At 70.9% G+C, this 21,415-nt stretch carries 17 protein-coding genes and 4 tRNA genes; 9 read left to right on the forward strand and 12 right to left on the reverse strand.

Annotated features, from left to right (window positions below):
- Positions 1-102: 102 nt before the first annotated feature.
- The gene (locus ON30_RS23350) at positions 103-543 is read left to right on the forward strand and encodes a DoxX family protein (protein ID WP_040710154.1); all 441 of its coding nucleotides are present in this window, start codon (positions 103-105) and stop codon (positions 541-543) included.
- Between the two features lie 141 nt (positions 544-684).
- On the opposite strand, the gene ON30_RS23355 is transcribed toward ON30_RS23350, so the two are convergent.
- The 7 genes from ON30_RS23355 to ON30_RS41225 form a co-directional block, all read right to left on the reverse strand.
- Positions 685-1,395 carry an ABC transporter ATP-binding protein gene (locus tag ON30_RS23355; protein WP_040710155.1) on the reverse strand — a complete coding sequence of 237 codons (711 nt, stop codon included), beginning with the start codon at positions 1,393-1,395 and terminating at the stop codon, positions 685-687.
- A complete protein-coding gene (locus ON30_RS23360) occupies positions 1,392-4,112 on the reverse strand; it encodes a branched-chain amino acid ABC transporter permease/ATP-binding protein (RefSeq protein WP_040710156.1) in 2,721 nt (906 codons plus the stop codon). Before ON30_RS23360 ends, ON30_RS23355 begins: the two co-directional genes overlap by 4 nt.
- A gap of 40 nt (positions 4,113-4,152) precedes the next feature.
- Complete coding sequence (locus ON30_RS23365) at positions 4,153-5,400, reverse strand: ABC transporter substrate-binding protein (RefSeq protein WP_051029840.1); 1,248 nt, start codon at positions 5,398-5,400, stop codon at positions 4,153-4,155.
- A 438-nt stretch (positions 5,401-5,838) separates the two neighbouring features.
- On the reverse strand, positions 5,839-6,867 hold the full coding sequence (locus ON30_RS23370) for an NAD-dependent epimerase/dehydratase family protein (protein ID WP_040710157.1): 1,029 nt from the start codon (positions 6,865-6,867) through the stop codon (positions 5,839-5,841).
- 220 nt (positions 6,868-7,087) lie between these two features.
- Positions 7,088-7,282, reverse strand: a complete 195-nt coding sequence (locus ON30_RS23375; RefSeq protein ID WP_040710158.1) for an MbtH family NRPS accessory protein — start codon at positions 7,280-7,282, stop codon at positions 7,088-7,090.
- Positions 7,283-7,444: 162 nt separating this feature from the next.
- Positions 7,445-8,809: a lipase family protein gene (locus ON30_RS23380; RefSeq protein WP_040710159.1), complete on the reverse strand. Its 1,365-nt coding sequence runs from the start codon at positions 8,807-8,809 to the stop codon at positions 7,445-7,447.
- Positions 8,810-9,089: 280 nt separating this feature from the next.
- On the reverse strand, positions 9,090-9,311 hold the full coding sequence (locus ON30_RS41225) for a hypothetical protein (RefSeq protein WP_245554183.1): 222 nt from the start codon (positions 9,309-9,311) through the stop codon (positions 9,090-9,092).
- Positions 9,312-9,441: 130 nt separating this feature from the next.
- On the opposite strand from ON30_RS41225, the gene ON30_RS41230 reads away from it, so the two are divergent.
- Positions 9,442-10,470 carry a lipase family protein gene (locus tag ON30_RS41230; RefSeq protein WP_245554187.1) on the forward strand — a complete coding sequence of 343 codons (1,029 nt, stop codon included), beginning with the start codon at positions 9,442-9,444 and terminating at the stop codon, positions 10,468-10,470.
- Here the strand turns inward: ON30_RS41230 and ON30_RS23405 are convergent.
- A tRNA-Val gene (locus ON30_RS23405) sits at positions 10,430-10,501 on the reverse strand. The genes ON30_RS41230 and ON30_RS23405 overlap by 41 nt on opposite strands.
- 315 nt (positions 10,502-10,816) lie before the next feature.
- Here ON30_RS23405 and ON30_RS23410 point away from each other — a divergent pair.
- From ON30_RS23410 to ON30_RS23425, 4 genes are all read left to right on the forward strand, one after another.
- A tRNA-Gly gene (locus ON30_RS23410) sits at positions 10,817-10,889 on the forward strand.
- Positions 10,890-10,934: 45 nt separating this feature from the next.
- A tRNA-Cys gene (locus ON30_RS23415) sits at positions 10,935-11,005 on the forward strand.
- A 1-nt stretch (position 11,006) separates the two neighbouring features.
- A tRNA-Val gene (locus ON30_RS23420) sits at positions 11,007-11,081 on the forward strand.
- A 133-nt stretch (positions 11,082-11,214) separates the two neighbouring features.
- Complete coding sequence (locus ON30_RS23425) at positions 11,215-12,372, forward strand: hypothetical protein (protein WP_245554184.1); 1,158 nt, start codon at positions 11,215-11,217, stop codon at positions 12,370-12,372.
- Positions 12,373-12,439: 67 nt separating this feature from the next.
- Here ON30_RS23425 and ON30_RS23430 read toward each other — a convergent pair whose 3' ends face one another.
- Positions 12,440-13,387 (reverse strand): hypothetical protein, encoded by a 948-nt coding sequence (locus ON30_RS23430; protein ID WP_245554185.1) that lies wholly within the window; start codon positions 13,385-13,387, stop codon positions 12,440-12,442.
- A 465-nt stretch (positions 13,388-13,852) separates the two neighbouring features.
- Between ON30_RS23430 and ON30_RS23435 the strand changes: the two genes are divergently transcribed.
- A complete protein-coding gene (locus tag ON30_RS23435; protein ID WP_040710164.1) occupies positions 13,853-15,379 on the forward strand; it encodes a hypothetical protein in 1,527 nt (508 codons plus the stop codon).
- A gap of 3 nt (positions 15,380-15,382) precedes the next feature.
- Here the strand turns inward: ON30_RS23435 and ON30_RS23440 are convergent, their stop codons facing one another.
- From ON30_RS23440 to ON30_RS23450, 3 genes are all read right to left on the reverse strand, one after another.
- Complete coding sequence (locus tag ON30_RS23440; protein WP_174387553.1) at positions 15,383-16,306, reverse strand: LysR family transcriptional regulator; 924 nt, start codon at positions 16,304-16,306, stop codon at positions 15,383-15,385.
- A 208-nt stretch (positions 16,307-16,514) separates the two neighbouring features.
- Complete coding sequence (locus tag ON30_RS23445) at positions 16,515-18,059, reverse strand: flavin-containing monooxygenase (RefSeq protein WP_040710165.1); 1,545 nt, start codon at positions 18,057-18,059, stop codon at positions 16,515-16,517.
- A gap of 164 nt (positions 18,060-18,223) precedes the next feature.
- A complete protein-coding gene (locus tag ON30_RS23450) occupies positions 18,224-19,465 on the reverse strand; it encodes a cytochrome P450 family protein (RefSeq protein ID WP_051029843.1) in 1,242 nt (413 codons plus the stop codon).
- Positions 19,466-19,649: 184 nt separating this feature from the next.
- Between ON30_RS23450 and ON30_RS23455 the strand changes: the two genes are divergently transcribed.
- Positions 19,650-20,873 carry an MFS transporter gene (locus ON30_RS23455; protein ID WP_040710167.1) on the forward strand — a complete coding sequence of 408 codons (1,224 nt, stop codon included), beginning with the start codon at positions 19,650-19,652 and terminating at the stop codon, positions 20,871-20,873.
- A complete protein-coding gene (locus ON30_RS23460) occupies positions 20,870-21,409 on the forward strand; it encodes a GNAT family N-acetyltransferase (RefSeq protein ID WP_040710168.1) in 540 nt (179 codons plus the stop codon). Before ON30_RS23455 ends, ON30_RS23460 begins: the two co-directional genes overlap by 4 nt.
- Positions 21,410-21,415: the final 6 nt, after the last annotated feature.

Here is a 21,415-nt window from a genome sequence, read left to right on the forward strand (position 1 = left end):
GCGGAAAAAAGTTTCGGCGCGGGCGATGAGTTCTCGCGAGGCCGCCCGTCTTGTCTGGTGAACGCGCTACCAACCCGGCGCGACCGACCAGAAGGACTCGAGATGACCACCGCGAACCCCACCGCCGCTTTCCCCCACGACGCCGCCGCCCACCGTCCCGGCAAGATCCGCAACCGCGTGCTGTGGACCTTGCAGATCGTGCTCGGCCTGTTCTTCGTCATCGCCTCGGGCGGCCCGAAGCTCGTCATCCCGCACACGCTGATCGAGAACGCCCCCGAGAATCTGACGATCCCTTTCGGGCTGCTGCTGTTCATCGGCGTCGTGGAGGTCGCGGGCGGCATCGGCCTGATGGTGCCCAAGCTCAGTGCCCTGGCCGCCGCGGGTCTGTCCGTACTGACCGTGCTCGCCGCCGCGACCCAGGCTTTCCTCGCCGGCGAGCCCGCGATGGCGATCTTCCCGCTGGTGCTGGCCGCGATCTTCGCCTGGATCGCCTACGAGCGCCGCGCCGGCATCGCCGACCTGCGCGCCGCGCTCGCGCGATGAGAACCGCCTGAGCACGACCGGCGATCGGTGGACATCCACCGGTCGCCCGTCGTGCGTTCCCGGATCGATCGCCCGTCGGGTTGGCGGCGATCGATCCGACGGCCGCCCGGTCCGCGCCGGGCGGCCGTCGCTCGCGCACCCTCAGGCGGGCCGGTGGTCGCCCAGGTAGGCGTTCTCGAGCCGGCTCGGGTCCGCGCGCAGTTCCGCGGACGCGCACCGCAACGCGATCCGACCGTGGACAAGCACCACGGCGCGCGCCGAGGCCGACAGCGCGAGTTCGAGATGTTGTTCGACCAGCAGGACCGCGATCCCCTCCGCGGCGGCGACCTCCGCGATGGTCGGCAGGATGCGGCGCGCCACGGCGGGAGCCAACCCCATGGACAGTTCGTCGATCAGCAGGACCCGCGGCCGGGTGACCAGCGCCCGCCCGATCGCGAGCATCTGCTGCTCGCCGCCGGAGAGCTGTCCGGCCCGCACCTCCAGTCGCGTGCGCAGGGCGGGGAAATGGTCCAGGACCCGGTCGACCTCGGCACGACGGCGTGCGACGAGGGTGAGGTTCTGCCGGGTGGTCAACCCGCAGAACAGCGCCCGGTCGTCCGGCACCAGCACCAGTCCGCTCCTGGCGGCGGCCCGCGCCCGCGCGGCGCGCAGCGGCGTTCCGCCGACCTCGACCCGCCCGGTGCGGTGGGGCAGCAGACCGGCCAGCGCGGTGAGCAGGGTCGTCTTGCCGGCGCCGTTGGGTCCGAGCAGCGCCACCACCTCGCCCGCGGCGATGTCGATGTCGACGTCCCGGACGCAGGGCCGGCCCGGCGCGTGGCCCGCGGACACGCCGCGGCAGCTCAGGGTGGTCACGAGATCGCCTCCGTGGTGGGCCGTCCCAGGTATGCCTCGATGACGCGCGGGTCGGCGCGCACCCGCGCGGGCGGCCCGTCGGCCACGACCCGCCCCAGGTCGAGCACAACGACCCGGTCGCAGACCTCCCACACCAGTTCCATGTCGTGGTCGACCAGCACCAGCGCGGTGCCCGCGTCCCGCACGGCCCGCAATCGCGTTCCGAGCAGGCGGCTTTCGTCGGTGTCCAGGCCCGCGGCCGGTTCGTCGAGCAGGGCCAGCGTCGGCGCGCCCGCCAGCACCCTGGCCACGCCGACCAGTTGCCGCTGCCCCTGCGACAGCGTGTGCACGGGCCGATCGGCCACCGCCGCGAGGTCGAGCAGGTCGAACACGCCGGACAGGACAGCGTCCTCGTCGCGGTCGGCGGCGGCCGCGAGACCGACCGCGACGTTCTCGCGCACGGTCAGGTCGTCGTAGAGTTCGATGCCCTGGAACGAGCGTCCGAGTCCGGCGCGGCTGCGGCGGTCCGGGGACAGGCCGTCGAGCCCGCGTCCGTCGAGTTCGACCGATCCGGTGGCCGCGGCGAATCCGCTCACCGCGTCGATCAGGGTGGTCTTGCCCGCGCCGTTGGGTCCGATCAGGCCGAGGATCTCCCCGCGCCGCACCGACAGCGAGATCTCGTCGACCGCGACGACGCCGCCGTAGCGCACGCTCACCCCTTCGGCCCGCAACGCCAGGTCGCTGGTGGCCGCCCGGGCGGCGGGCACGGGCGCGGCCCGCTCGGTGGAGTTCGGCGAGTCCCGACGCGCGGGCAGCGGAATGCGCGCCGCCAGGTCGTGGATCCGCCCCGCCAAACCGTCGGGGTACCAGATCAAGGTCGCGATCAGCAGCAGCCCGCTGATCGAGGCGTAATAGGCGCCCAGGTCCAGGCTCTCGTTCAGCACGGTGAAGGCGAAGCCGCCCGAGGCGAGCAGGCCGGCCAGCACCGCGCCGGTGACCGAGGTGATCCCGGCGACGTAGGCGACGGCGAACAGGCCCAGGCCGGCGAACACCGAATAGGTGGGCGCGGTGACGAGGGTCTGCTGGTAGGCCAGCAGCGCGCCGCCGAGTCCGGCGACGAACGCGCCGAAACCGAAGGCCAGCAGTTTGGTTCGGCGCACGCTCACCCCCGCCGCGGCGGCCGCGCGTTCGTTGGCGCGCACCGCCAGCATCGCCGCGCCGAGCCTGCCGCGCCGCAGCAGGGCGACGGCCACCGCGACCGCGACCAGCACCGCAAGACACAGCAGCCCGAAAGCCGCGCGTGGATAGTCCTGTCCGGCCCCGATGCCCAGATCCAGTCCGAACAGCGTCGGCGACTGCACCGGAGCCCCGGTGAGTCCGCCGTTGAATTCGCTGTTCTGGAACCAGAAGGCGTCGAGGAACACGGCCAGGGTCAGGGTCGCCACCATCAACGGCAGACTGCGGGTCCGCAGCGCGGGAAGCCCGAACAGGATGCCGATCAAGGCGGTCACCGCCGCGGCCGCGAGCGGCGCGATCGGGAACGGCAGCCCGATCTGCGTGCCGAATCTGCTGAGCAGGAACGCCGCGACACCGGCCAGGGTGAGCTGGGCCAGCGAGACCTGTCCGGCGAAGCCGGTGACCACGACCTGCGAGAGCGCGATGGTCGCCAGGACGAAGCTCACGATCAGCGCGGCGCGCACGGTGCCCGAGGTCAGCACGAGCGCCGCCACGCCGACCAGGCTCCAGCCCAGCGCGGCGGGCAGGATCATCCGCGGGCGGGGTGAGCGGCCCAGCGACCGGTAGACCACCGCGCCCCGACTCGGCAGCGAGGCGCCGCGCAGCAGCAGCACCCCGAGCACCAGCAGCAGCGGAACCAGTTCGCTCATCCCGGTGTTCGGGAACCAGCTCACACTCACCTGGAGGTGGGTGATCTCGCCCTGCAGCGCGCCGACGGCCAGTCCGGCCGACACCGTGACGGTCAGCGAACCGAAATTCCCCGCGAAGGCCACGGCCAGCGCGGGCACGATGAACAGCGTGTAGGACAGCGGAACCAAGGGAACGATCGGCGCGATCAGGATGCCGCCGACACCGGCCACCACGGTGCCGATCGCCCAGTTGCCCACCGCGATCCGGTCCGGTGACAGTCCGCTCAGCACCGCGCCGCGCTCGGTCTCCGCGGCCGCGCGGGTGGCGAGCCCGAACCGGGTGAACCGGTAGACCGCGCCCAGACCCACCGCGATGAGCACGATCACCGCCGCCAGGATCAGGCGGTCGACGGGGATGTGCGAGTCGCCGAGGGAGACCGTGCCGGTGGCGAAGATCGGTTTCAGCGCCACCGGTTTCGTGCCGACGCGTTGGGCGAGCACGTCCTGGACGATGAGCATCACCCCGAGCGAGGCGACCGCCTTGGCCACCGCGGAGGCGTGGCGCAGCGGACGGAACACCACCGCGTACAGCAGCGCCCCGAACACCGCCGCGATCGCCAGCGAGATCGCCATGGCGGGCGCGACGCCCAGCGGCCCGCCCAGCGACACCGTTTTCGGCAGGCCGGGAATCGGCACGAGCAGGTCGCCTTTGCGCAAATAGGCGAAGGTGTAGGCGACATAGAGCGCGATCGCGCCGGTGCCGAAGTTGACCACGCCCGAGGACCGGAAGGTCATCACCAAGGCGATGCCCAGCGCGGCGTACACCGCGCCGTTGCCGAGGCCGAGGGCCAGGAATGCAATGTGATCGTCCATCTACGTTCTCTCGCTCACGCGCCCGCCGACTGTCCCGGATCTACTGGATGACCTGCGGGTCAGCGGGTTTGCCGTCGCGGACGGTGGTGACGATCGCGCCGCGCCCGCACACCGAGGTCAGCACGAAGACCTGCTGTCCGTCGCAGGTGAAGGTCAGTCCGCTGCCCAGCGGCACCGGCACCTGGCGCGCCGCCCGCAACGCCTCGCTCACCGCCGCGGGCGTGAACTCGCCCTGCACGTTCTGGACGGCGCGCACCAGTCCCAGCAGCGGTTGGTAGCCGGAGAAGGCGAAGCCGTAGAGGTCGGTGTCGGGCGCGTATTTCGCCATCACCGTGCGGAACAGCACCGTGTCCGGGTCGTCGGAGACCACTTCGGCCGAGGAGATCACGTGCGCGCCTTCGACGGCGGCGGTGCCCGCGGCTTCGACCACGTCCTGCCCCAGGCAGGTGGAGACGGCCAGTTTGTCCACCTTCGACCCGAGCGTGTCCAGCGACCGGAGCACCGCGGTGCACAGCCCGCTCTCCCCGACCAGGAACACCGCGTCGGGTTTCTGCGCCAACGCCGCGCTGACCTGCGGCGTCATATCGGGGGTGCCGACCGGGACGCCGATGGTGTCGACCGCGACGCCCGCGCCCTGGAACGAGGGGTCGGCCAGCGTCTTGATGCTCGCGACGACCGATCCGGCGTCGTTGGCCACGATCGCGACCCGCTTGTAGCCCTGGGCCGCCGAGTATTTCGCCGCGCCCGCGAACGCCGCGGGCACACCGCCGGACAGCACGAACGAATTCGGCGTCGTCATCTCCGCGCCGCTGGGACCGACCGTGGTCACGTACGGGATGCCCGCGCCCGCGATCACCGGCACGACCGCGTCGCCCTGACCGGTGGCGGGCGCGACGACCGCCACGACGCCGGCCGCGACGAGTTGGTTGGCGCAGTCCCGCGCGCTGGCCGGGTCCTCTTTCTCCTTGCAGACGACCAGGTCGATGGGCCTGCCCGCGATGCCGCCGAGATTCTCGTTGACGTATTTCGTCGCCGCTTCGGCCGCGGCGCGCGCGTCCGGCAACTGCCCCAGCGGCCCGCCCTCCGGGCTGAGGAAGCCGATCTTGACCGGTGTGCCCGACGCCGGCTTGGCGGGCAGTTCGGTCGTCACGCCTTGCTCCGCCTTCGACACCGGATCGTCCTCGGCCCCCGCGCACGCGCTCACCGCCAGGGTCGCGGCCAGCAGGGGGAGCAGAAAGCGTCTTCCGAGTCCGGAATTCGTGGTTCGCCAGAAGTGAGCTGAAGTCACGAGAAATGCCTCGCATTCGATACAAACAGATGTTTAGACGAGTGTCTGGACGTTAGCACAGTCACATGTACGACTCAATGGATTCGTGGTATTCACCGACGGCCGGAGAATCCCCTGAAATACCAGGTAGGGAGCGTGTTGCGGGCACGACCGCACCCCGGGCCCACCGACGGGCCACTCCAGGGATCGATCGGACACTCAGTCTCGGACAGGCCGGCGATCAGCTGAACGCAACACCACGTTGCTGGGTCCTGGTCATGTCCCGGTCGGGCGCGCACCCGCATTTCGGAGCGGTCCACGCGGACGACCTCGAAGTCCGGGCCATGATCGAAGGTGCCGGCGAGCGTGCGGACCGCACTCCGCACCGGTCCGGACACCGGCAAGCAGGTCGCGGTGCGACGACGCCGCGCGGAACGCCGACCGAGCGCAAGGTCGCGGTTATCGTTTCCGGCCTCCGGGTGCCGTCGCGGCGGCGGACCCGTCGCGCGGACGCCGGGTGGTGAAGAACAGCGCCGCCTCGGTGACGGCCTCTTCGATCGGTCGCGGCGACCAGCCGAGTTCGCGGATCGCCTTCGTGTTGTCCAGTGGGGTCATGGTGTGCATGAGACGCATCGTGGTGCGGGTGACCCGAACGTCCTCGCGGGTCACCCGCGTGACGAGTTCGCCGATCACCCCCGCCACCCACAACACCGGACGAGGAATGCCGAACCGGGCGGGAGGCGCGCCGGTGACCGACGCGGCGAAATCGTGCAGGTCACGGGTCACCCGCCACCCGGCGGACACGATGTAGCGCTCCCCCGGTCTGCCGCGCTCCCCCGCCAGGATCAACGCTTGCGCGGCATCGCGGACACCGACCACTTCCGCCCCGGCGCCGCGCACGTAGAACGGCAACTTGCCGCGCGCGGCCGCCGCCACGAACCCGCCGTGCGGCGTGGGCAGGAAATCTTGGGGGCCATAGGTGTTGGCGACGCACATCGCGACCGCGGGCAACCCGCGCTCCCGCGCGTAGTCCAGGACCAGTCGCTCGGCCTCCACGCGCGACCGGACATACGGTCCGCCGAGACGCGCCCAGTTGTGCGGACCGTCCGACTCCGCGATCACCCGATCCCCGAGGGGCAGTGTGGCGACCGAACTGGTGAACACGAAGCGGTCCAACCCCGCCTCCACCGCCACGTCGAGAACCGTCCGCAGACATTCGACGTTGGTCCGGAACAGCGGCGCGGGATCGCGCGACCACGCCCGCGCGTCGACCACGCAGTAGTAGACGACCGCGCAGTCGCGCATCGCCGCCCGCACCGTCGCGATGTCGTCCAGTTCGCCCACGACGACCTCGACATCCAATCCTTCGAGCGCGCGCCGCGAACTGGTCTCGCGCACCAGCACCCGCACCGACTCGCCGCGTTCCACCAGACCGCGCGTCACGTGCGAGCCCAGGAATCCGCTCGCGCCGAGGACCAGACTGCGCATCGACCCACCTCCGCTCCCCGCAAAAATAGACATGCGTCTGATCGAGTGTCAATGCACCTGTCCAACGCGGGTACTCTTTCCCCGAGCGGCCAGGACAGTCGATCTCCGTGACCGCGGCGCGCAACATCACCGCCGCCCGAGGGTGACCGATCGGGAAGCGCGAGAATCCGACCGAAGTCGCACGCGCAGTGGCGATCTAGGTGTTCACCGGGAAGGCCCCTCAGAACGCGAATCCGGTGTCGGCCACTTCGAGGTAGACCTGACACGCGAACCGACTGGCCGCGCCGGAGACGACGCGCGACCCGGCGGGCAGTTCCGCGAACGACGGCCACAGCGCGTAGCGCTCGCGCGCGTCGAGCAGCACCAGGAACGTCTCCTGCGCGCCCTCGAGAAAGACCGTCGGCCGCTCGTTCATGGATCGCCTCCTCGTCACCGCCGAGATACCACCGGACCGCCTGCGCGATACGAAGTCAGGCAACGGTAACGCGGTTACTGTTTCTCGGAAAGGCGACGGTACCACCGCCAACGGATCACCGCACGGCTACCGCGCTCGTCGTCGATCGTGATCTCCAGCGGCTCAGGGGCATTCGTCAGGAGCGGGCTCACCGCGCAGGCGCGCCTCGCACCAGGCGAACGCACCGGGAAAGCCGGTGGCCAGTCCGATGACGTGTTCGCCGGGTTCGGCGCGGAAGACCGCGCGCACGCCTCGATCGCACTGCTCACGGTAGAGCTGCTGAGCGCCTTCGAAGGGGATCCAGAGATCGTGGGCCGCGTGGTAGACGTAGAGCGGGGAGGCGGAGGTGCGATCGCCGAGGTCGGTGCGGGTGAAGATCTCGTCGGCGATATCGCTGCGCAACGGGTCGGCGATATCGGCGACCACGTCGATCGGCGTGCCGACGACGCCGAGCGGTCCGTCCACCTCGCCGCAGGCGTTCTTCACCGGGGAGGTCGCCACCCACTGCGCGAAATTGTTGAGGCGGCCGAGGATTTCGGGATGTTCGCGCGCCATCGCCAATACCACGACCAGCAGGACGCCGGAGGCGAAATTGCCGTTGAAGCGGTCCGCGATCACGCGATTGTCGGTGACCAGGCCGCCGGTGGTCGTGCCGACCAGCACGCCGGACAACTCGGGGGCGTACTCGTCGAGCAGCATGGTGGTCGCGTAGGAGGCGATCGCGCCGCCGGAGTAACCGCCCACCGCGAAACGGCTCTCGGCGAATTCGCCCTCGGGTTGGGACCGCGCGGCGCGGATGCCGTCGAGGATGACGTGCCCGGCGACATTCGGTTCCCCGTAGGCCATCCACGGGCCCTCGTGATCCGGGATCAGCACCGCGTACCCGCGTTCGAGCGCCCACGCACTCGTCGGCGGGAACAGTTCGGTGACGTTGCCGCGGCTCAGCAGGCCGTGCGCCAGCGCGTAACTGGGCGTGCAGCGCTTGCCGAGGGAGTTGATCGGCAGGGCGTCGACCAGGACCGGCCGCGCACCCGGCCCGGTCCACGGGGCGGGCGGCGTGATCAGCGTCGCGGTGCCGTAGGAGGGAGCGCCGGTCGCCGACGTGGACCGGAATTTCACCAGGCGCGCCCGGCCGACCGCCCCCGGCAGCAATTCGGCCGCCGTCGCGGTGACCTCGCGCTGTTCGAGCAGCTCACCGGGTTGCGAGGCGGCCAAGTTCTGCGGCCAGGTGTCGAACAAGGGGTCACTGGTCGGCGGTGACTGCACCGCCTGCCACAGCGCGGCCAGATCGGGCGGCAGGTCCGCGGTCGGCGGGGACGGCGCGTCCGGCAGCGGCGGCGGCGGGATCACCGCGTCGATTCCCCGCTGGAGATCCGAGGGTCCCTGCTCACTCTCGGCTACCGCCGCGTGCTGTCCGGTCAGCAGCAGGCAGCCGACGGCGGTCGTGACGATCAGGGTGCGCAGCGGACGTCGGCGTCGAGCGATCATTCGGGCTTCCTCCAGCGATCGGAGAGCAGGGTTCAAGGGCAATCGCGGTCACAGTGCTCGTCGGCTGCGCGTCGCTCGTCGCGCAACCACTCGACGCGCGAGCGGAACCGCCGGACAACCCGGCCTCGCCGTTGCAACAGTGGATCGACCAGACGGTTACGGCCCCGCCGCACCTGGCCGAAGGTTCGAACGAGGCACTGTGGCGCGCGGTGCTGCCCAGCGCCACCGACGACCCGTTTTTCGACGCCCGGCCCGCGGGCCTGGACGCCCTCACCCCCGGTCAGATCATCGAGACCCGGGACGTGACGGCCATGACCGCCCAGCGGATGGCGACCCCCATCGCCCGCGCGACACTGCTGAAATTCCGCACCACCTCGGCCACGGGCGCCCCGTCCTTCGGCACCGCCACCCTGATCGTGCCCGCGGCCGCGTGGACCGGGCCGGGGCCGCGTCCGGTGGAGGTGAGCGCGATGCCGATCAACTCCCTCGGCGCGCACTGCACGCCCGGATATCAACTGTCACACAACATCCTGGACCGCCCGAACACCGACCTCCCGGTCTTCCTGCCGTCGGTGTGGTGGGCGCTGAGCAAAGGCGACGCGGTCGTCATGCCCGACCACGAAGGCCCGTTTATGGCCTGCGCCGAACCGAATATCGCCGGTCACGTCATGCTCGACTCGATCCGCGCCGTCCGCGCCGTCGCGCCCGCCGAATTCGGCGAGAGCCGCTACGTGGCCATCGGCTACTCCGGCGGCGCCATCGCCGCCTACGCCGCCGCCATGCTGGCCGGCGAATACGCGCCCGAACTGACGGGCCTGCTCGTCGGCGCGGCCGCGGGCGGACTCGTCGCCGACAACACCAACGTGGCCCACCGGTTCGACGGCAACATCTCCTCCGGCATTCTGCTCACCGTCGCATTGGCCGTCGCCCGCGAACACCCCGAAATCCTCGGCCACATGAACCATCTCGCCCAGTGGGTGGCCACCTCACCGATCCGCGACATCTGCGGCGACGCCTCCGGCCCGCTCGGCATCGTCGGCCTGCCCATCGACGTCGCCGCCGACACCGCCGACGTCCTCGACAGCCCCTTCGCCGCCGACATGTTCGACCGCCTCGACCTCAGCGACCGCACCGCCGCCGTCCCCCTCTACCTCTACCACGGCATCCACGACCCCTGGATCCCCCTGGCCGACGTCGAACACCTCTACCACCAGCAATGCGCCCGCGGCGTCCCCGCCCTGTTCCGCGTCGTCGGCGGCGAACACCTCATCGGCTACGTCACCGGCTACCCAGAACTCGGCGCCTGGATCGACGCCCGCCTCCACGGAACCCCCGCCCCACCGAATGCTGACCAGACCTACGACCGACAACGACGGAAATGGAATTTCGGTCCGCGGGTGGCATTCCAGAACTGTTGCCCCCCTGGGATGTCGACACGCTCTTCGCCGTTCCCACTGACGAGCATCAGCGGACGATCCACTCCCTCGTCGAGGACCGAATCCCACAGGCCGCCATCGAGATTCGCGACCGCCACGATGCGCGTGTCGTGCATGGCCTGGGACGCACGTCTTGCGCGTAGTGCGTCTCCTCGGAGAAATAGCCTGACCTGGGCACAAAAAGTGGTCCCAGCTGGTTTCGAACCAGCGACCTTCCGCGTGTGAGGCGGACGCTCTCCCGCTGAGCTATGGGACCGGGGTTGCCGTGAGGCGGCGTTCGGGTGACGCGTGGGCGTCGGCCGAACGAGATGGAACATTAGCACGGGGTACCGGGCGGGTACCAAATCGCGTGCCCGGTAGGGGGAGCGGCGAGTTCCGGGGGTGTAGCGGCGGGCGAGCGCGGCGTTTCGATTCGGATCACGGACACGCACAATCGCAGGGGTCACTGCGGCCACAGGCGTCACAAGGGCGTTCCCGGGCGTTCTACCAGCGGATTTGTACCTTTCACCGGGCGTCCGCTAATGTTCTGTCTCGCACCACGGAGGCCCGGAAGCGGGCGCGGAAGTGTAATGCGGATGTAGCGCAGCTGGTAGCGCATCACCTTGCCAAGGTGAGGGTCGCGGGTTCGAATCCCGTCATCCGCTCGAAAGGTAGGGTTTGGCAGTATACACCGCCTTCCCCCTTCGCACGGTGGAGTGGCCGAGTGGTGAGGCAACGGCCTGCAAAGCCGTGCACACGGGTTCGATTCCCGTCTCCACCTCGCGCGATTAGCTCAGCGGGAGAGCGCTTCCCTGACACGGAAGAGGTCACTGGTTCAATCCCAGTATCGCGCACCATGCGAGGCCGAGGCCCCGATCAGCACAGCTGATCGGGGCCTTTGTCGTGTCCGGGGTGGGTTGTCGGAGGGTGGGGTTAGTCTGCGCTGATGGCGTGCGGCGACAGGGGTGCGGTGTGACGGTGGAGCGGGATGTGCACGAGGCCGAGCTCGATGTCGCCGACGCGGTGTCCTTCGGGTTGGAGGAGGTCAACGAGCTGCTCGGGGAGTTGATCGAGGAGTTGGGGGTGCGGCGCAAGCGGGACGCGGAGATCGTGGGGTCGCGGTTGGGGGTGTCCGGGGAGCGGCCGCAGACGCCGGCACGGATCGGGGCGAGGTTCGATCTGGCGCGTGACCGGGTGCGGCAGTTGCACACGCGGGCGGTGGGACAGATCCTGCGGGACGCGGCGGTCGGCGGGCACAAGGCCGGGAAGGTGTTCGCGCGGCGGTATCCGCTCGACGCGCGCGATTCGGAGTCGGTGCGGGCGCTGCTGGTGGAGACCTACGCGACCGACACCGATCTGGCGGCCAACGAATGGGCCTACCTGAAGTTGCGGATCGCGGGCCACGCGCCCGAGGACGCCAAACGGGTGGCCGGTTATGTGATGCAGCGGATCATGGCGTGGCAGAAGAAGACTCGGCACCGGTTGGCGAAACTGCATCAGGTGTCCACGCCGGGTGCGGCGATTCCGCTGTTCGAGCAGGTCGAGTGGCCGAGCGCGGGTGCGGCGGCGGCGCTGCCGGGGAAGTCGGCGCGGGTGGTCGACGGCGACGACGAGTCCCGGGCGCGGTTCTATCTGGACAAGGTGGGGCGGGAGGTGGCCTTCGATTCGGCGTTGGAGGCGTCGCTGCTGCACGCGCTGACGGCCAGTGAGCTGGTCGACACCTTCCAGGAGACGCCGTGCGCGGTGGAGTACCTGGTCGACGGTGAGCGGCGGATCGCCCATCCGAGCGCGGTCGCGCGGTTGACCGACGGGCGCGCGGTGTTGATCGACGTGCAACCGCTGGGGCATCTGGGTTTCCACCTCCGACGCCGCGCCGCGCTGGCGGGCCGGGAGTTCGCGCACGCCAACGGGTGGGGGTGGATGGTGTGGACGGGCAGTCGCACGGGGGTCGACGATCTGGTGCGGCGCGCGGTCGATCCCGAGTTCGAGAGCCGTCTGGTGGATCTGCTGGCGAGCGGGCCGGTGTTCTGGAGTTCGGTGCGCACCCTCGCCGACGAGGTGGACGCCACGCTGCTGGATCTGATCGCGTTGACGCTGCGACACGACTGGCGCTGGGACCGCGCGCCGTTCACCCTGCGCCGCCGGTAGGCGCGCGGTGCCGACCATCCCCGACCGTGTCGGCACCGCGGCGCGGACCACCCGAGCCGTCAGCGGCTCACGCCACGAACATCGCCGCGGCGAGGAAGGTGACGATCAACATCATCGAGCAATAGGTGATCAGCTGCCAGTGCCCGATGGTCTGTTGCAGGCGCGCGATGGTGGCGCGCAGGGTGTTGTCGACGCGATGGTGGTCGGCGAGTTTGCGGCTGACCTCGGCCAGCGAGTCGGCCTGCCGCTGGGCGTCGAGTTCGGCGCGCTCGAGGCGCGTGGTCAGCTTCATCACCTGTTTCTGCTTGTCGCGCACCGATTTGCGGGACAACGCGAGCGCGGTGCGCTGGTTGACCAGTTCCTGACGTTGGCGCGCGATGACCATCGCCTGCGTTCTGGTGTGGTGCTCCCAGTCCTGCACGCTCGCCCAGCCTCCCGTCACCTCGTCGCGATACCCCCACACGATCTGCCCCGTCACCCAGCCCCGCAGGAATTCCCGCAGTTCGAACGGGGTGCGCCGCGCGACCGCGAGCGCGGAGTCGCCCGCGTCCAGCATGCCGGTCTCGGCGAGGTAATCACAGGCGGGCGGGGCGAAGTCGGCGATGCCGAGGGCGGGAACGTGGGCGACCCAGTAGCCGGGCTGGCACAGCCACAGCACGCCGTCGCAGCCCGCTTCGCGCAGTCGGGCGGTGTGTTCCTGGGCCAGCGCGCGGTCCAAGGGGCCGCCGCGGACCTCGATGGCGTACTGGCGTCCGTCGACGCGCCACAGGATGTCGACGCGGTGAATGCCGACGCGCTGGTCGACTTCGGCGGTGTCGGCGCCGAATGCGACCAGCCTGCCGCACAGCCAGTATTTGAGGCGTTGGATATCCCATTGCGCGTCAGCGCATCCCGGACAGCGGCAACTGAAGCGGGATCTGTCCGCCTCGGACAGCGCGGGTTCGGCGGCGACGAGTTCCCGCTCACCCATTCCCAATTCGGCGAGCACCGCTCGACGCCCACACGTCCGATCCATTCGCTGCTGCGTCCTCACGCGATCACGCCCCTGACCCATAACACCGCCGGTCTCCGCGACCTACTCCATAGATCAAGAGTGCGCCCAACTCGCTCCGCCCGCCAGCCCCCTATACCCCGCGTTCGCGCGCGCCACGCCCGCCGATTCCGGCTCGACCAGGCGATGTGTGGTGCATCACAGGGGATTTCGTAGCGACATGCGAGAGGATCGCCACAGATTCGACCCTCGATTGATCTTTGCCGCCAATCCGGCGACACGGCCCGTCGACCAGCGCGATCCCGCGCGTCGCCGGGCCCGCGGGCGAGCCGTCGAGGCCGCACCGAGGGGGCCGCGGCGGCCGATCGACCCGGCTCGGGTTGCCCGGGCAGCCGTAGGGGAACTCTCGTCCCGCACCCAGAACGGTTGGCGGATAGAATCGGCCGGCCATGGCGGAGACCGTGGCCGCGAACGGGGAAGAAGGTAAGGATGGAGCACGGGCAGGGCGACTCCGAGTCGATCGGCGAGATCTTGTCCGACATCGCGCACACGCTGCGCGATGTCAGCGCGAGGCTCGATGACGTCGCGGCTCGTTTCGACGCCGAACTGCCGAGTGAGAACGGTCTGGCGATCCGTCTCGCGAAGCTGGAAGCCTGGGCGTTCCGCACCGAACGCGACGTCGCCAAGTTCGGCGCGCGCCTGGACGCGACCAAGTTCGTCGACGCCACCCCCGTGGAGTCGACGCATCAGTCCCCGCCGCCTCCGCCGCCTCGCCGGACCCCGCCGTCCGAGCGCGTCCCGGCCGGGTCGCACGCCGCGGAACCGCGTCCGGCCCCCGCGTCGCGCCCGACGGAATGGCGTGCGCCCGAGCTACCCGCGGCCGAACTGCCGCCGGTGGAGTTGCGGGCCGAATCCGGTCCGCGCGCCGATATCGGCACCCGCCCGCAGGCCACCACCCGGGCCGAGCGGCGCGAGATGGCCGAACGCGCCGAACAGGAACAGCCGCCGCGCGTCGACAGCGGTCTGCCCATCCGCGACAAGTCGGCCGGGCAGGTCCGCGAACGTCTGCTGCCGCGCGCCGCGGCGGGGCGCGCGGAATCCACGCAGGCCGTGCGGGCCGAGTCGCCGGTCGATCCGGCGGTCGGGCACGCGGAGAGCCCGCTGCCCCGGCGCACCGAGTCGGCGGGCATCGGTCACCTCGAAGTACCGACCGCGCACCTGGACTCCCCCGCGATCACCGGTTCGCGGTCCGCCGCCCCGGTGACCGGGTACGGCGAGGCGCCGGTGAGCCACAGCGCGCCGGAACCGTCGTTCACCGGTCGCGGCTACGAATCCGAGCACACCGGTTCGGGTTCGGCCGAGGCGGCGGTGACCCCGTCCCGCTACGGTCTCGCCGAGCCCGCCACGTTCGCCCGCCCGGAACCCGTGGCCGACCACCCGGAACCGCGTGTCGCGCCGCCGCATCTCACCGAGACGACAACGCCGAACCGCGGCGACGCCGTGAACGGCGCGATCCCGGGGTACTCGACCGGCGGCTCGGATCGGCTGCCCGCCTTCGCCTCCGACACCGGACTCGACCGCCGGTTGCCGGAGGTGCCGCCCGCGCTGCACGACTGGGTGGAACCGCTCCCCGCCGCGCCCGTCGCGCCGCCGCCCGAACCGGCCGCGCCCGAGTTCACGCCGCGCTACGAGCCGGTGCCGATCCCCGACACCACGACGCCGGTGAGCGCGCACGGCGAGTACGGCCACTACGACTCCGGACACGTCGATCTGTCCGGCCAGTCCCGCAACGGCAACACGGGCACTGTCCATACCGGCAACGGCCACACCGGCGGCGGTCTGGCGAGCGCGGCCCTCGTGGGTACCGAGACGCGGTCCGAGCCCGAGCCGACCGCGTACCGGTCGACCGAGGAGAACGGCCACGTCGACAAATTGCAGGCGATGCTGGATGACCTCAAGCGCAATCCCAACGGCCCGTTCGGCCGTCCGATCGGCGCGGGAGATCTGCCGGGCTGAGGGTCAGCGGCGGCGCGGACGCCCGCCGTCCGACTCGGGGGTCAGCAAGGTGCGGATCAGTTCGCGCAGCCAGCGGTGACCGCTGTCGGCGGTGTGGCGGGGATGCCAGGCCAACGACACCGCGACCTCGGGCAGGGGCAGCGGGATCTCGAAGGTGCCGAGACCGAACGCGGCTACGGCGCTCGCGCTGAGATGGGCGGGAGCGGGGCAGATCAGCCCGCCCGCGCGGACGGTGAGCAGCGCGGTCGGGAGGTCGGGCACGGTGGCCACCACCCGCCGGGTGCGCCCGTGCAGGGCCAACCGGTCGTCGATGGGGCCTTGGGCGCGGCCGAGGCGGGAGATGGCCAGATGCGCGGCGGCGGCGTAGCGCGCGACCGTGACATGTCCGGTCACCAGGGGATGGTCGTGGGCGGCCACGCCGAGCAGGTGATCCCCGAACACGCGCTGCACGGTGGTCTCCGGATCGGTCCGGTCGATGACGCCGACCTCGATGTCGACGCGGCCGTCGCGCAGGGCGGCGGTGTCCTCGGGGGCGTCGGGGCGGAGGGTGAGGGTGACGCCGGGGGCACGCGAGCGGACCGCCGCCAGTAGCGGGCCGACGAGTTCGGCGAGGACGAGATCGCCCGCGCGCACCGCGAAGGACCGTTTGAGCGCGGCGGGATCGAGATCGTCGCGCGGTCCCAGCAACTCCCGTCCGCGCTGGACGACGGCGGTGACCTCGTAGCGCATCTCCAAGGCGCGCGGGGTGGGCACGAGGTGACGGCCGGAGCGGACGAGCAAAGGGTCGTCGAGGATCAGGCGCAGTCGCGCGAGGGTGCGACTCATGGCGGGGGCGGAGGTTTTCAGCCGCTGGGCGGCCTTGGTCACGCTGTGGGTCTCCAGGAGGGCATCCAGTGCCACCAGCAGGTTCATGTCCAGCGTCTCCACCAGTGGATTATCACCAATGCAAAGACCGGACTCGACATTGCGTCGGTGATAATCCGTGGACGCGCCGGGACGGAACGAGAACCGGCCGGTTGCGCACGGGTGAACGGGCGGTCGCCCGCGCCGATCAGGACCGGGAGATCGGTTCCGGGACAGCGCCGCCCGGAACCCGCGAGGATGCTCCGCTATCGACCGGCTATTCGCCGGGCGCTCAGCGGAGATCGGCTCCCGAGGAATGCGGTTCGAGACGTTCGGCCGCGGGCGGCCCCGCGGGCGGCGGCACCGCCCCGCGCGACCGCGCGCCCAACCCGCGATAGGAGGCGGGCTTCACCGGACGCACCCATTGCGCCAGTCGGGTGCGCAACGGCAGGCGGAACTTCAGGTCCCGCAGCATGTCGTCGATATTGTGGATCGCGAAGGGCGTGATCGCGGTGCCGTGCGCGTGGTGGCCGCCGGTGCCCGCCTCCATCCACCGCAACCGCTCCTCGACCTGTTCGGCCATCTGCTCCGGCGCGGGCAGATCCAGACGCCCGCGCAGCAGCGCCGCCGTCCAGTGCGCGCCCACCTCGGCCCCGAGCGGGCTCAGGAACGAGGAGTTGTAGCCGGCGAAACTGAGGTTGGGCACCTCGACGGGCAGGATGTGCCGATAGAGCCGGAAGTTGCCGTCCTCGTCGGTGAGCATCCGCTGGGTGTACGGGGTCAGGAACGGCACACGCTGGTTGAAGCCGGTGGCGCACAGCACGACATCGGCCTGCACGCGCTTGCCGTCGGACAGGTCGACCGCGGGCCCCGCCTTGGTGCTGAGCATCTCGACGATGGTGGTGTCGCGGTGCACGATGATCCGGCCGTCGCGGACCTGTTCGTAGAAACCCTCGGTGGTCAGGCTCGCGCCGCTCTGCGCGATCTCCTCGAAACGCCCGTCGGGCACCAGGTCGAGTTCGCGCAGCATCATCTGCTTGGTGGCCAGTTCGCGCAGCACGTCGAAATTGCTGTCGCGGAAGGACCGGCCCGCGCCGTGCAGCAGGCGTTCGGCCCGGCCCAGGCGCTGGTAGCGGAAGTGCGCCTCCCCCGACCTGGTCAGGGTCAGGCGTTCGTAGTCCTGACGCAAACCGGGCTTGCGGGGCAGTTTCCAGTGCAGGCGCCGCGCCACGACGCGGGTGGAGGCGGCCACGTGGCTGACCGCTTCGGCGACGTCGCAGGCCGAGCGGCCGTAGCCGACGACCACGACGGTGCGGCCGCGCACGGCCTCGAGGTCGTGGAAGTTGGAGGTGTGCAGCAGTTGTCCGCCGCCTACCTGGTAGAGGTCAGCGCCGCGGAACTCGGGGATCGACGGATCGCTGAACACGCCGTTGGCGACGACCAGATGATCGCAGGAGGCGCGGTGCACCCCGTGCTGGTCGCGGACCTCGAGCAGCCAACCGCTGTCGACGGGGTCGGCGGCGACCACCTCGGTCCCCAGGCGCAGACTCCCGCGCAGGCCGAAGTGCTCGACGTAGCCGTTCAGGTACGCCTGTACCTGCGCGCCGTCGGGCACGTCGGGATAGTCCTCGGGCATCGGAAGATCCGAGAAACGGTAGGTCTTCTTGGAGTTCTGGGCCCGCAGGCCCGGATACCGGCGTGTGGCACTCCACACGCCGCCGACATCGGGTGTCCTGTCGAACACCTCGATCGGAAAACCTTCCCGGCTCAACACCTTCGCGGTGGCTAGGCCTGCAATGCCCGCACCTACGATCGCGATGCGGTTCCCGCTCGTCATGGGCACCGAGATTACCCGCCCTTGGCGTGTCGCAAAGCCGGCGTCTCGGATTTCGGCGGAACCGGCCTGTCCGTCCTCGGCGAACACCGCTGTGACCTCCGTCCGAGACCGCGCAAGGGGGCGCGGGGTGAGATTGCGCACCACCGCGGCCGGCCCGGCTCGGCTCAGGCGCGCGCCGCCGCGGGCGACGGGTCGACCGGCAGTTCCCGCACGCCACGGAACAGCAGGCTCTCCTGCCAGCGCAGGTCCGCCGGGTCCACGGCCAGGCGCAGATCCGGGAACCGGCGCAGCAACGCGGTGAGCGCGATCCGCGATTCCATCCTGGCCAGACCGGCGCCGAGGCAGAAGTGCACGCCGTGGCCGAAGGCCATGTGGCCGGTCTGGTCTCGGGCCGGGTCGAATCGGGACGCGGCCGGGAAGCGCCGCTCGTCGCGGTTGGTGGAGCCGAGCGCCACCAGGATCATCTCCCCCGCCGGGACGACGGTGTCGCCGACGACGATCGGCGCGGTGGTGTAGCGCATCGTGGACATGTTGACCGGCCCGTCGTAGCGCAGCATCTCCTCGACCAGTCCGGGCACCCGGTCGGGGTGCTCGGCCACCTCGCGGTAGCGCCCGGGTTCCGACAGCAGGGTCAGCACACTGTTGCCGAGCAGGTTGACGGTGGTCTCGTGGCCCGCGATCAGGACAAGGAACGCGGTGGCGAGGATCTCGTCGTCGGTGAGCCGCTCCCCGTCGCCGGGGGCGTGCAGCAGGGTGGACAGCAGGTCCGTGCCGTCCGCGCGGCCGTGCGCGCGGCGTTCGGCGAGCAGGGCGTCGAAGTAGTCGACGATCGCGTCGGTGGTCACCCGCATCTCCTCGGGATCGGAGAGGGTGGCGTCGGAGACGATCATCGACCAGTAGCGGAACCGGTGGCGGTCGGCGACGGGCACGCCGAGCATCTCGCAGATGACGGTGATGGGCAGCGGGAAGGCGAATTCGGTCATCAGGTCCGCGTGACCGTTCTCGCGGGCGGCCGCGGCGAGTCGGTCGAGCAGACTCTCGGCGATCGCCGTCACGCGCGGGATCAGCGCGTCGACGCGGCCCGGCGCGTACACCGGCGACACCGCGCGGCGCATGCGGGTGTGGTGGGCGCCGTCGCTGTTGAGCAGGTGCCGCAGCAGTCTCGGGTTGACGGCGGTGAGCCCGCTGCCGCCGCCGCTGCCGCCCCGGACCATCGCCCCCGCCTCGCTGCCGGGGTCCTTGCGGACGGTGGGGTCGCGCAGCACCTGGCGGGCGGCGTCGTAGCCGACCACCACCCAGGCGCGGGCCCCGGTGCTGAATTCGACGGGGTGCACCGGGCCCTCGGCCCGCCAGCGGGCGTAGTGACCGTACGGTGCGCGGAAGAAGTCCTGCGGCAGTTGTTTCACTCGACGAGCCCTTCCCACTCGCGACACCGCACTCGCCGAGCAACCCACCCGGCGTGAAATCGATTGCGGCATCGACTTTTACGGCTACCTCGATAGTGGCACGGGCCGAGCCCCGGCATACCGGGAACGAGCGGAGCGGCCGTCGCGGGTGGCCCGTCCGGTCGGCGGGCGCTACCCTCCTGCGATGACGGCGAGCGGCCCCGAACTGCGTCGGGCCCGCGTCGCGGACTCGCTGGCGTTCGCGACGCAGGGCTTCTTCTTCGCGGTGATCCTGAGTCACCTCCCCCAGCAACAGGACCGGTTCGGGCTGTCGGACGCGACGATCGCGGCCGGAATCCTGCTGGCCTCGGCGTTGGCGGGCGCGGGCAGCGTCGCGGCCGAACACCTCGCGGTGCGCCGCTCGAGCCAATTCACGCTGCGGGCGGGTCTGCTGTCGATCGCGGTGACGGGAACGGCGATCGCGTTCGCGCCCGGCACGGCGGCGCTGCTGGCGGCGATGGGGGCCTACGGGATCGCGTTGGGCATTGTGGACGCGAGCACGAATATGCAGGCGGTCTTCGTCCAGCGGGGTTACGGCACGGTCATCCTGTCCTCGTTCTACGCGGCCTGGAGCGCCGGGTCGATCGCGGGCGCGCTCTACGTGGCGGGTACCGAGGCGCTGGAGATCGCGTTGCGCCCGTCGCTGCTGGGCGCGGTGGCGGTGGTGCTGGTCGCGGGGTTCGCCCTCGGGCCGTACCTGCTGGATCGGCGTGCGGCCGAGGCCGACGACGCGGCGGACACGGACGTCGAATCGGGAGGCGGTCCGGTGCCGAGGCGACTGTTCCTGGCCCTGGGACTCGCGATCGCGCTGGTCTTCGCCGTCGACGTGTCGGTGGGCAGTTGGGCCGCGCTGCTGCTCACCGAGGAACTGCACACCACCTCGGCGACCGCTGCCCTGGCCCTTGCCTGCTACCAGGGGGCGGCGCTGCTGGCCCGCCTCGGCGGCGACCCCTTGGTCCGACGTCAGGGTCCGCGCGCGGTCCTGCGCGGGTCGGCGGTGCTCGGCGCGGCCGGATTCGCGGCAGTCCTGCTCGCGCCGGGGCCCGCGATCGCCCTGATCGGTTTCGCGGTCACCGGTCTCGGCACGGGCGTGATCGCGCCGCTGTGCTTCGGCGAGGCGGGCGCGCTGCGGTCCGGTGCGGCCCTGGACGCGCTGGTCGCCCGGTTGAACCTGTTCAACTACGCGGGCACGCTGACCGCGGCGGTGGTCGTGGGCGGGATCACCGCCGCGCTGAGCTACCGGGCCGGATTCGTCGTCCCGCTGCTGTGCGCGGCGCTCACCCTGGTCCTGGCCGCCGCCTTCCGCAGGCGCGCCGAGTCGGACGGGCGCGGCGGAGCGCGGCCCGAGCGTGTTGTACTTGAGCCATGAGCATTACACCGGTCACGGTCGATCGGGCCGGGCTGTGGGACGCCGAAGCGCTCAGTGACGTTGCGGCCGCGACTTTCCCGCTGGCGTGCCCGCCCGACGCCACCCCCGACGACATCGACGTCTTCCTCGCCGAGGTGCTCTCCGGCGAGCGGTTCGGCGAATACCTCACCGATCCCACCCGCACGGTGCTCAAGGCCGTCTCCGGCGACGACATCGTCGGCTACGCCATGCTGCACGCGGGCGACCCGGCCGACCCGGACGTGGCCGCCGCGGTCGACCTGCGGCCGGTGGTGGAGATTTCCAAGATGTACGTGCTGCCCGGCCACCACGGCGGCGAGGTGGCCGCGGCGCTGATGCGCGCCGCCCTCGAACGGGCCCGCGAGGACGGCGCGGTGGGCGTATGGCTCGGGGTGAACCAGGAGAACGAGCGCGCCCAGCGGTTCTACGCCAAACACGGATTCGAGCGGGTGGGCACCAAGACCTTCCACGTCGGCACGCAGATCCACCAGGACTACGTGCTGCGCCTGGTCTTCTGAGCGCGG

It is taken from the genome of Nocardia takedensis NBRC 100417 (assembly GCF_000308695.1).
Classification (GTDB): domain Bacteria; phylum Actinomycetota; class Actinomycetes; order Mycobacteriales; family Mycobacteriaceae; genus Nocardia; species Nocardia takedensis.